We start from the raw sequence: 11,293 nt of genomic DNA, 5'->3' as shown, positions 1-11,293 counted from the left end.
TGCGCCAGCATTTACGATTGCGTTTGCCTGAGTATATGCTGCCGGTGGAATTTGTCAAACTTGTGTCTTTTCCTTTGTCGGCTAATGGTAAAGTTGACCGTCAGGCTCTTCCTCTTCCTGATTCCCTGCAATTTTCACAGCAATTGCAAAAGAATTTTGTTCCGCCTCGCGATCTTGTAGAACTTAAACTGAGCAGAATTTGGTCAGATACTCTTAATGTTCGCTCAGTAGGGGTTCAAGACAACTTTTTTGACCTCGGTGGTAATTCTCTTTTCGCCATTCGCTTGATGACCCAGATTGAGCAGCAGTTTCAAAGAAATTTACCTCTGGCAACTTTACTTCAAGGTCAGACGATTGAAAAAATGGCAACGATTCTCCGCGAGCAACCTGATTCTATTTCTTGGTCTTCTTTAGTACCAATTCAGACTTCGGGTTGTAAACTACCTTTCTTTTGCATCGCTGGGGGGGGTGGCAATGTTCTGTACTTTTATCATTTAGCAGTTCACCTGGGTTTAGACCAACCCTTCTATGCTCTGCAAGCAGTTGGTCTTGATGGAGAATCAGAACCTCTAAAACGAGTCGAGGATATGGCTGCTCACTACATTGAAGCGATCAAGTCTGTTCAACCTCAAGGTCCGTATTTGCTAGGCGGACATTCCTTCGGTGGTACAGTCGCTTTTGAAACAGCACAGCAGTTGCAAAAGCAAGGGGATGAAGTGGCTTTGCTTGCCATTCTAGATATGCGTGCGCCGGATGTAAATACTGCCAATCTGGCAGATATCAATTGGGATGGAGCCAGGATGTTGACTAGGACTGCTAGTATATTTGAACGTATGTTTGGAAAGGATATTGGTATATCCTACGAAGTTCTCCAACTTCTCAGTCCAGAGGAGCAATTGAAATACGTCAGTGAGCGGTTTCAGATAGCCAATATCTTTCCTCCCGGAGTGGGAACTAAGCAGCTTCGTGGTCTGATTCGAGTGAGTAAAATAAATCAACAAACTCATTATGTACCACAGGAAGTTCATCCAACCCGGATTACTCTCTTCCGAGCTAGTGAGAAAGTTCCCAAGGAGATTGTTGATAGTGAGGAAATTTATAGAATTCTCTATGAGAACGAGAGCGATCCACTATGGGGTTGGAACCAGTTTTCCAGAGGAGAAGTCGAACTTCATACTGTCCCAGGAGATCACCTGACGATGATGGCTAGCTCTCACGTTCACGTTTTAGCCACAAAACTGAAAGCTTGCCTCGAAAAAGCACTCCTCCATTTGTCGTTGCAAAATGCTAATGGCTAATGGCTAATTGCTAATTGCTAATTGCTAATTGCTAGTGGGAATATTTTACGATTCTACCATTAGCCACGCTCGAGCTACAGGAATTACGCAAACACCAAAGTTTCTCCGAAAAATCGTTGGTTTGTCAACTAGATCTCTAGGTCGAAACAAAGGTGATGGCAAGGTCGTGGGTAAGTCCTGAGCTATTAGCCATTAGCTATTAGCAGTCCTAAAAAGTGTATATTCTGGGTGCAGGTGAGATCATCTCTCCTCCAATTCGCCTAAATTGAGCGGCAACCAAACCCGAAATACCGTATTACCAGGCTGGCTTTCCACTTCAATTTTGCCCCTGTGCTTGTCAACTATTTTACTGACAATGCTCAGTCCCAATCCACTACCTTCTCCCTCTGGTTTAGTGGTGAAGAATGGCTCAAAAATTTGCTTCTTAATCTCAGGGGGAATGCCACAACCAGAATCGGCAATTTCCACCATAATATGTCCGTCTTTTTCCAGGAGGTCGATCGCTAGTTGTCCCTGGTAGTTCATTGCCTGAATTGCATTGCCGATCAAATTCGACCAGACTTGAAATAACCCCTCTGGATAACAAAGAATTTCTTTAACTGTCCCATAGTTTTTTATCACCTCAATCCCGCGTTTAATATGATTTTGATACAGGGTCAATACGGTATCAATTCCGGCTGCCACAGAAGCACTAACTGGCACATTTGAAACATCCTGACGCACGTAGGTCTTGAGGGCATAGACAATTCTGGCAGCTCGTTCTACTGCCAACCGAATATTCTGGCTGTTGTTTTGAATAGCAGATAGGTGATAGGCAGTTTCTAAAATCCCATGGGCATCGGGGTCTTGCAGCAAGGGCAGGAGCGGGTCTAGGGTATGATTAATCCCCATTTTGCTCAGAGTATCTGCTAGGGCATCCGCGCTTTGGATCCCTTGTTCTGAAAGGGTTTGTTTGAGACTGCGTTTCAATTGTCGTTCTTCCCGCGAAGAGAGCATTTCTTTTGGTTGTTTTGCCCAATCGAGCAGGGTGAAAAAGTTGGTCAAGCGATCGCTAGAAAGGGACTGCAACAGGGGCGGTAATTCTGTTAAGGATTGCTCCAGATAACTGTTGATATTGCCAATCGAGGCTTGAATTGCCCCCAATGGCGTATTGATTTCGTGGGCAATTCCTGCTATCAGTTGACCCAAGGCTGCCATTTTTTCAGTTTGAATCAGTTTTGCTTGGTTCTTTTGCAGATCGTGCAGGGTTTGTTGCAGTTCCTGGACTTGTTGATTGAGGACACCGCGTTCTGCCAATTGCTCCGCCATTTGATTCAACGCCCGCCCCAATTGTCCCACCTCATCCCTGCTGTTTACCGGGACTCGAATCGTTGAATTGCCATTAGCGATTTCCTCAGTCATGCGGATAAACTTGCGGACGGGACGAGCGATGGCGCGGGCAATTAAAATCCCCACAATTGTGACAATTGTGCCTCCCAGCAAAAACAACAATCCCAACCTTAGCCAAAGCATATACTTGGCAGTTTCTAACGAGGCGATCCCAGACAATACAACTGTTGAGAAAGATAGACTCGAACCGGCGATCGCAAAACTTTTGGCGAGATACTCCTGCTGACCCAGCACCATTCGTAACGTAGGTGTTTCAGGGCGGGGAGGTTGCCAAGTAAAACGATTAACCTCTGGTAAGAAAGTGGAAGCGATTGCCTGATTTCCTATCAGGACTAACAATTGTTTGGAAGACCCCGCGGCAATTTTTTGCAGCAGGGTATCGTTGACTAATCGACCTACAATCAATCCCCCCAGAAGTCGTTCGGTTTTAATCGGATAGCTGGTGACCAGGAGAACCTGTTGCTTATTCCCCATCTCCACACCCACCAAATCGATTAAACCAAGTCCCGCACTGGCACTGTTGCTAATTGCTGTATCTATCAACCTAGCTTGATTGAGCAAATCTTTCCGCGCATCCACCAGGATGTTTCCTTGGGTGTCAACCACCTTAATCCAATCAAATCCCAATGACGCTTTGAGCGGCAGTAGAATTTGCAACAGCGCCACCCTGTCTCCACCTTTGACAGCTTGCTCAAGTTCATCCAGATTTGCAATCAGCTTGATCTGACCTTCGAGGGTTTGCTGCTCATACTGAAAATCTTGATGGACTCGTTCGGCAAAAATCTCAACTTCCCGGCGGAGATTCTGCTGCCAACCCTCGGTAAACCAGTATCCCACCACCAATAACCCCAACATAAACCCACCCAGGCATACTGCCAAAAAAGGCAGAACAATCTTCTGGCTGAGACTTAAACGAGTCCAAAATCTACTGATTATTCCCACATCTTTAGCCTCGATTTGATTTAACTAACAGGCACAAAGCCATTATTTTGTAGCACTTTGACACCTTCGGGACTAAAAATGAAGTCAATAAATCTCTGGGTAGCGGCTGAAGGAACTTTATCCCAGACTAGACCCATCTGACGCACCATCGGATACTCACCCTTGATGAAGTTAAGAGCTGTAGGTGCTACTCCATTCAAGCTCAGGCGGTTGACCGGAAGTTTGTTGATTGAGGCATAGGCTAGAGAAAATGCACCTATTGAATAGGGAGTATCTTGTAAAGTCTGAATTAGTTCGCCTTCTTTGTTTAAAATAATAGCTTTGGATGTGGTTTTGTCCTGACTCAAATAGTATTGTCGCAGCAACTTTTTGGCAGATTCATCTTCTGGTCTATCCAACACCAAGATCGTTGCATCCGGACCGCCCAACTCTTTCCAATTGGCAATATCACCTCTGTAAATTGCCCTCAAATCTTTTGTCGTTAGGTTAGTTACTCCTTGCACGCTGCTGTGGGTCGCAATGATTAGCAGGTCTTTTGCCAGTTCGCGATATTGGATTTTACCGTTATCTTCTTCACGTTTAAGCTGATGAGATATGCCCGCAATATCAACAATATCATTCTCCAGCGCGGCGATCGTTCCCCTAGATTGACTGAGGGATACAAACTCAAACTTGACGGTTTTATTTTTGGCTTGATACGCCTCTGCCAATACTTTCAAAACAGTTACCGTTGAACTTGAAGGCGCAATTTTAACTATTTGTTGGGGTTGGGCATCCGTCTGGCTGGCAATTTGACTTGTCTGGTTCACATCGATCGGGCTAACCGGGGTGCAACTAGACAGCCCCAGGATTAAAATTCCTACACTAGCGACAAAAATAGCTTTCATATCTAGGATGTTACTGCTTTACCCTATTTAAACCCACCAGCCCAATGGTCATCAATAAAATGCAAAACATCTTGATAAATCCAATATTTTATGTAAAGATCGTAGCCCCCAAAATCGACCTAGCGATGACGCCAATTCCCGACCAAATGGCATCGGCGATACTGAACTCAATTTCTTTTAGCGAGAACCCAAAAAACCAAACGCCAGCGGATAGCCAATTACCCAACCAATTAAGTACATCGGTCGGGAAAAGCCATCGGTCAACTGCAAACGCAAACCACCAAAGTTTCTCTAAAAAATATCGCAAGAGAAAGAGATCTACGTAGAAACCCGGTTTGTCAGAGCCAAATCACCAAAGTTTCTCCGAAAAATCTCGCAAGAGAACTAGAGATATGCCTCGCTGACGCACTCGGGTTCGTAGTCAGAAACTTTGGTGATAAGATCGTCGTGCGTAAGTCCTGAGGACTTAGGCGCTTGCTTCCCGGTTTCTCGGAAAAAAGATGTCGAAAGCAGGCAGATTATGCAGCGAGATCAAGTAATAGCCATTCTCACCAAACACCAAGAAGCAATCAAAAACTATGGAGTCAAATCCCTTGCTATCTTTGGCTCAGTAGCGCGAGATGAAGCCAAACCAGACAGCGACGTAGATATATTAGTCGAATTCGAGGGAACAGTTACTTTTGACCGCTATATGGACTTAAAATTTTACCTCGAAGACCAACTGGAAACGCGAGTAGACTTAGTAGGGCATAAAATGCTCAAACCCCAAATTCGCCAAAATGTAGAACAGGAGGCGATCCTTGTCGCTTAGTCTTCGCGTTTACTTAGAAGACATCCTCACCAGTGGTGCTAAAGTAATCCGCTACACCCAAGGCATGAGTTTTGAGGAATTCATCGCCGATGAACGTACCTTTGATGCAGTGGTACGCAACTTACAAATAATTGGCGAAGCTGTCAAAAACATCCCCAGTCAAATTCGAGATCGCTACACAGAAGTTGAATGGCGTAAAATAGTTGGCTTACGCGACATCTTAGCTCACGCTTACTTTAGCCTGGAAAACGAAACACTGTGGGATATCGTACAAAATAAAGTGCCACCCCTGCTAGAACAAGTGCAACGCATCCTACAAACAGAATTTGGTGACGGATAGCGAATGCATCCCCCCTCTTTCCTTCGCGCCCTAACCTGCACCAAAGCCTCTGAAAGCGTCTATCCCATCTATGCCCTATCGCTCTTGCGCATCCGCAATGCTGCGCGAACGCGAATGCGGTTCAATATCATAAAATACTCTATACTGCCAAAAAGCGTTCCTCACTCGCATCAACACCGGGCAGTATTTTGTTCTCTCGACGATCTTACCCATGAAGTCTTACCGAGCCGCCGCGATCCAAATGACCAGCGTTCCTGACCTAGAAAAAAACCTAGTGCAGGCAGAAGAACTGATAGAATTAGCCGTGCGTCAAGGTGCGGAATTAGTAAGCTTACCCGAAAACTTTTCCTTTCTGGGCGAAGAACAAGAGAAGATAGCCCAAGCAGAAGCGATCGCCCTCCATAGCGAAAAATTCCTCAAAACGATGGCGCAACGCTTCCAAGTCACCATCTTAGGCGGCGGCTTCCCAGTTCTCTGCGACGAGGGTAAAGTTTATAACACCGCCCTACTCATCGACCCCAGCGGTATCGAACTCGCCCGCTACCAAAAAGTTCACCTATTCGACGTCAACTTACCCGACGGTAACACCTATCGAGAATCTAGCACGGTGATGGCGGGGACTCACCTGCCCCAAGTTTGTCCCTGCAAAGAACTCGGTAACTTGGGACTCTCCGTCTGCTACGATGTCCGCTTCCCCGAACTTTACCGCTACCTATCCCAAATGGGAGCCGAAGTATTATTTGTTCCCGCTGCCTTCACCGCTTATACAGGCAAAGACCACTGGCAAATTTTGCTACAAGCAAGAGCGATTGAAAACACCTGCTACGTCATCGCACCCGCTCAAACAGGGCGTCATTACGCCACGCGCCAATCCCACGGACACGCGATGATTATCGATCCTTGGGGGGTGATTTTAGCCGATGCAGGGGATAAACCTGGGGTAGCGATCGCAGAAATTAACCCCACTCGCCTAGAACAAGTCCGCCGTCAAATGCCATCCCTGCAACACCGCGTCTTCTTCTAAACCACTCGTATCAATAATTACAGCAGGTAGCAACCAAACCATACCAGCGACATCAGTTAAAGCGGCCTTAGCCTTTCCTTAATACGATCCTTAAAGCTGGCTTAGCTTCCCCTTAAAGACTGAACCATAAGGTGTACTCGTCACCAGAATCGAGGACAAATAAAGTTCTCGATTCAGTCGGGTATGTTATCGGGAACACATCTGATGTCGCTGCACCGCAAACTGCTGTTCAATGCCAAAGTTAGACTGACTCGCAATCATGATTTGGCTTTAGCGATCGCCCCCAGTCTAACAATTGGATTTTTTCTATATTTAGCTTGGATTCAATCTCACAATTCTGCTCAAAATCCCCAAATTATTACTGACAAAAAACCTCTTTCCCATCCGCCTGAGCCAACTTTTAAATTCAAGCAAAAAGATGCTAAATTCATCGCTTTAGTAGCTGATAAAATAGCAGACACGGTTCCCCTATCTCTAAAACGTTTTGATGCCAAACGTCATCGCGCCTTTTGGGGAATTGATCGCAGCGGACAACCAAAGATCGGTATATCTCAAGAACGAGTTGATTCAGTTTCCTTGGCAGTAGTACTCTCAAAAGCTGGCTACCGAGAAGCAGTCATGGTTGACTCCGGCGCTAGCACTTCCCTAACTTACCAAGGTAAACTATTGGTGAGGGATTTCGTCCCTCGTCCTGTCCCCCATGCCGTTGCTTTATCTCAATGGAGCAAGAAGACTCCCGTTACAGCGTAGCTTAACGGTGAGATGAATTGCGACCAATGTTCTTCAGATTGAGCGCAGCGAATCCTTACCATTCCATTGAATGTATGCTAAGATATAGAAAGTTGAGCTTTTGGAATGTAATGTTTAAGGCGTTTAAATACAGAATCTACCCAACAACCAAGCAAAGAGACTTACTGGTTAAGTCTTTTGGTTGTTGCCGTTGGTTCTATAATTACAGCCTTAACCTGACAGCTGAAACTTACAAAAAGACTGGGAAGGGATTGAGTAGAAATGAGATAATCAAACTGCTCCCACAACTCAAGAAAGAATATGAATGGTTGACAGAACCACCTTCCCAAGTTTTGCAGCAAGTAGCATTAGACTTGTCGAGTGCTTTTCTTAACTTCTTTGAAAAAAGATCCGGGTATCCTAATTTCAAGAAGAAGCATCGAAGACAGTCAATTAGATTCCCTCAAGGGATGAAGCTAAGTGGTGACTATTTAACACTCCCTAAACTAGGAAAAGTTTACTGCAAAGTATCCAGAATTCCAGAAGGTGAGTTTAAATCTGTTACAGTTTCAATGACTCCTAGTGGTGAATTCTATGCTAGTTGTTTGTTCGATGATGGGAAAGACAAGCCGGAACCAACTAAGGATGGAAAAGCAATCGGCATTGACTTGGGAATTACTCATTTTGCCATCACTTCAGATGGGACTAAACATGGTAATCCCAAACATTACCGTAAACATGAGAAGAGATTAGCTAAGTACCAAAGGAGATTAGCCAAGAAACAGAAAGGTTCAAGTAACCGCAATAAAGCCAGAAAAAGAGTAGCCAAAGTCCATCAGAAAATCACTAGATGTAGGGAAGATTTTCTCCACAAACTAAGCCGTAAATTAGTTGATGAAAACCAAATCATAGCGGTAGAGAATCTGGCAGTGAAAAACATGGTACGCAACCATAAATTAGCTAAGTCAATAGCTGATTTAGGTTGGGGACAGTTCTGCACCATGTTGAAATACAAAGCAGAGTGGGATGGGAAAATCTACATAGAAGTTGACAGGTTTTTCCCTAGTTCTAAAACTTGCAATCACTGTTTACATCAAATTGGCGAACTACCTTTAGATGTTAGAAGTTGGCAATGTCCCAAATGTGGCACTCTGCACGACAGGGACATTAACGCTGCTCAAAATATCCGAGATGAAGGTTTACGAATGTTAGAGGTAGGGCATACCTCGGTAGCTTCTGGAGAACGAGTAAGACCAAGCAAAGGCACTGCCTTTGTAAGGCATCATTCTGTGAAGGAAGAATCTCCCGCCACAGCGTAGCTTGGCGGTGAGAGTGTCAAAACCAAAATGTTTGCTGTCATCACACCCGAAAAAATTTACTTACCTCCAGGTGCGGTACTGCGATTACCTGGTAGTTGGCAAGACTATCAAATGTTAGTCCAACAACTGGGCGATCGCCAGATCCCCCGCATCAAGTATCGCCCTGGAGAAATTTTGTTAATGTCACCCCTCCCCCAACACGGACGACAAGCAGATATCATTGCCTATGTTGTTAAAGAATTGCTCGATTTTCTGGAACGCGAATATACCGCATTTACTCCCATTACGATGGAACTGCCAGAGGAAAGCGGTATCGAACCAGACTACTGTTTTTATATCGATAATTGGGCAGCAATTTCCGGGAAAAACCGTATCAATTGGGTTATTGACCCACCCCCCGATTTAGCAATCGAAATCGACGTAACCAGTTACACTGACGTCAATGACTATCTACCCTATCGAGTGCCAGAAGTTTGGTTATTTAAACGGAACCAACTGATATTTTACCAATTCCAAGGCGAAGGTTACGCAGTTGTGACTCACAGCCGCTATTTCCCGGATATAAATGTTGAGGAAATGGTGCGGGAATGTTTGCAAATTGCCTATGAACGGAATACGAGTGCTGCCATTAGGGAATTGCGGCGAAAATTGGCAAGCGAGAGTTAATACCAATCAAAAAAAGCACGGATGAGAAGAGGCTCTTCTTTGAGCAACTCAAGTGTTGATGTAGAAATATGCTTAATCTCACCTTTAATTCCCATAAACTTTGCAGAAATTGCAAAATAATTAGGAAAGAATAAAAAATGGGTAGCCAGAAAGCCACCCATTTTAAAACTATACCAGCCAGAAAAACTGGCTAATTGATTGCGAATTAAACACCAACAGCTTTCTTAACTTGCTGAGCTAATTCGCCTTTGGCATACTTAACAGCATAATCTTCCAGAGAAATCTGCTTGATTTTGCTAGCATTGCCAGCGGTGCCAAATTGCTGATAGCGATCGCCACAAACCTTCTGCATGTATTTGATCGAAGGCTTGAGGAAGTGACGGGGGTCAAATTCCTTGGGATTTTTAGCCAGCGCTTCCCGTACCGCAGCGGTGATAGCCAGACGGTTGTCGGTGTCGATATTCACCTTACGAACGCCACTCTTGATGCCTTTTTGAATTTCTTCTACTGGCACGCCGTAGGTTTCAGGAATTGTACCGCCGTACTCGTTGATTAAAGCAATCAAATCTTCGGGTACGGAGGAGGAACCGTGCATTACCAAGTGGGTGTTGGGCAGACGGTCGTGAATTTCTTGAATCCGGCTGATAGCCAGGATTTCCCCGGTGGGTTTGCGGGTAAACTTGTAAGCGCCGTGGCTGGTGCCAATTGCTACAGCCAGAGCATCTACTTGAGTTTGTTCAACGAAGTCAACAGCTTGGTCGGGGTCGGTCAGCAGTTGGTCGTGAGACAGCGCGCCTTCAAAGCCGTGTCCATCTTCTGCTTCACCCATGCCGGTTTCCAGAGAACCCAAGCAACCGAGTTCGCCTTCTACGCTAGCACCGATGGCGTGGGCAACTTTTACCACTTCGCTGGTGACGCGGACGTTGTACTCGTAGCTGGCTGGAGTCTTGGCATCGGCTTCTAACGAGCCGTCCATCATGACGCTGGTGAAGTTATTCTTCAGCGCCGTATAGCAGGTAGCGGGTTCGTTGCCGTGATCTTGGTGCATCACGATGGGGATGTGGGGGTAGGTTTCCACAGCAGCCAAGATCAGGTGGCGGAGGAAATTTTCTCCTGCATAGGAGCGAGCGCCACGAGAAGCTTGCAGAATCACGGGGCTATCTGTCTCATGGGCAGCCTTCATGATCGATTGGATCTGCTCCATGTTGTTGACGTTGTATGCTGGGATGCCATATCCGTTCTCAGCCGCGTGATCCAGCAGCAGCCGCATGGGTACAAGCGCCATATAACGATCCTCCTGAAGACTTTTTGTCAGCTAGTTTTTTTGGGCGGTGATCAAATCTTACGACAATCTTAAGATAAATTATCGAACCATAAGCAAAAATAACCATTAATTTACGTATCAGGTTTACCCGTAGGATATATAAGCTTTATTTATGACCAATCCCAGAGAGCATTAGCAGGCAAAGCAGTTGGGAGAGGGGAGGGAGTCTTTTGACGAGATGGTTGTGGTTGCGATCGCACGTGAGGTGCGACGACGGCGAAGTCTAACAGCGCCAGAGCGCATTGGGCTGCGTAGTGCTGAACGTACATTAGATATGTAGGAGATGAGCAACTTGCAGAGGCGTTAGAGATACCTTTGGATGTACTTGATCGGGTAGACTTGGATGGATGAATAGGGAGCATGTCAACGAGAGTAGGTTGGGTTGAGGTACGAAACCCAACTATGGCTGGCTCATTTTCGCCTTTATCGAAGAAGACGCGGTGACAAGGGAGAGCGGCGACGCGGGGACGGCAGTCCCAAGGGTCTAAGACCCCGACTGAAATCGAAGATTTCAGTCGCCTGAATTCAGACGGGGTTTCAATCCCCGCCTGAATTCTTTCTCCG

The 11,293-nt window shown here is 45.7% G+C and carries 11 protein-coding genes; 7 read left to right on the top strand and 4 right to left on the bottom strand.

All coding sequences use genetic code 11. The features are described 5' to 3' along the window. The coding region (locus tag ACE1CM_RS42890) for an alpha/beta fold hydrolase (protein WP_374885457.1) at positions 1-1,298 on the top strand (1,298 nt) is incomplete at its 5' end. A gap of 240 nt (positions 1,299-1,538) precedes the next feature. Here the strand turns inward: ACE1CM_RS42890 and ACE1CM_RS42885 are convergent. Further along, positions 1,539-3,629 (bottom strand): ATP-binding protein, encoded by a 2,091-nt coding sequence (locus tag ACE1CM_RS42885; protein WP_374885456.1) that lies wholly within the window; start codon positions 3,627-3,629, stop codon positions 1,539-1,541. Positions 3,630-3,649: 20 nt separating this feature from the next. Further along, positions 3,650-4,516, bottom strand: coding sequence for a substrate-binding domain-containing protein (locus tag ACE1CM_RS42880; protein WP_374885455.1), 867 nt, complete (start codon positions 4,514-4,516; stop codon positions 3,650-3,652). Between the two features lie 520 nt (positions 4,517-5,036). Between ACE1CM_RS42880 and ACE1CM_RS42875 the strand changes: the two genes are divergently transcribed. From ACE1CM_RS42875 to ACE1CM_RS42850, 6 genes are all read left to right on the top strand, one after another. Further along, positions 5,037-5,327: a nucleotidyltransferase family protein gene (locus ACE1CM_RS42875; RefSeq protein WP_374885454.1), complete on the top strand. Its 291-nt coding sequence runs from the start codon at positions 5,037-5,039 to the stop codon at positions 5,325-5,327. After that, positions 5,317-5,667, top strand: a complete 351-nt coding sequence (locus tag ACE1CM_RS42870; protein ID WP_374885453.1) for a DUF86 domain-containing protein — start codon at positions 5,317-5,319, stop codon at positions 5,665-5,667. The genes ACE1CM_RS42875 and ACE1CM_RS42870 overlap by 11 nt, the downstream gene beginning before the upstream one ends. 211 nt (positions 5,668-5,878) lie before the next feature. Then, positions 5,879-6,691 (top strand): carbon-nitrogen hydrolase family protein, encoded by an 813-nt coding sequence (locus ACE1CM_RS42865; protein WP_374885451.1) that lies wholly within the window; start codon positions 5,879-5,881, stop codon positions 6,689-6,691. A 183-nt stretch (positions 6,692-6,874) separates the two neighbouring features. Continuing rightward, positions 6,875-7,441: a hypothetical protein gene (locus tag ACE1CM_RS42860; protein WP_374885449.1), complete on the top strand. Its 567-nt coding sequence runs from the start codon at positions 6,875-6,877 to the stop codon at positions 7,439-7,441. A gap of 110 nt (positions 7,442-7,551) precedes the next feature. Continuing rightward, the gene (tnpB, locus tag ACE1CM_RS42855; protein WP_374885459.1) at positions 7,552-8,739 is read left to right on the top strand and encodes an IS200/IS605 family element RNA-guided endonuclease TnpB; all 1,188 of its coding nucleotides are present in this window, start codon (positions 7,552-7,554) and stop codon (positions 8,737-8,739) included. Between the two features lie 27 nt (positions 8,740-8,766). Continuing rightward, on the top strand, positions 8,767-9,405 hold the full coding sequence (locus tag ACE1CM_RS42850; protein WP_374885448.1) for a Uma2 family endonuclease: 639 nt from the start codon (positions 8,767-8,769) through the stop codon (positions 9,403-9,405). Between the two features lie 205 nt (positions 9,406-9,610). Here the strand turns inward: ACE1CM_RS42850 and fba are convergent, their stop codons facing one another. Together fba and ACE1CM_RS42840 are read right to left on the bottom strand one after the other, a co-directional pair. After that, positions 9,611-10,690 (bottom strand): class II fructose-bisphosphate aldolase, encoded by a 1,080-nt coding sequence (gene fba, locus ACE1CM_RS42845; RefSeq protein ID WP_374885446.1) that lies wholly within the window; start codon positions 10,688-10,690, stop codon positions 9,611-9,613. 149 nt (positions 10,691-10,839) lie between these two features. Further along, the coding region (locus tag ACE1CM_RS42840; RefSeq protein WP_374885445.1) for a hypothetical protein at positions 10,840-11,293 on the bottom strand (454 nt) is incomplete at its 5' end.

Source organism: Microseira sp. BLCC-F43 (assembly GCF_041929235.1).
Taxonomy (GTDB): domain Bacteria; phylum Cyanobacteriota; class Cyanobacteriia; order Cyanobacteriales; family Aerosakkonemataceae; genus Microseira.
Note: the sequence above shows the minus strand (reverse complement) of the source record. Positions and strands in the feature narration are given on the sequence as shown.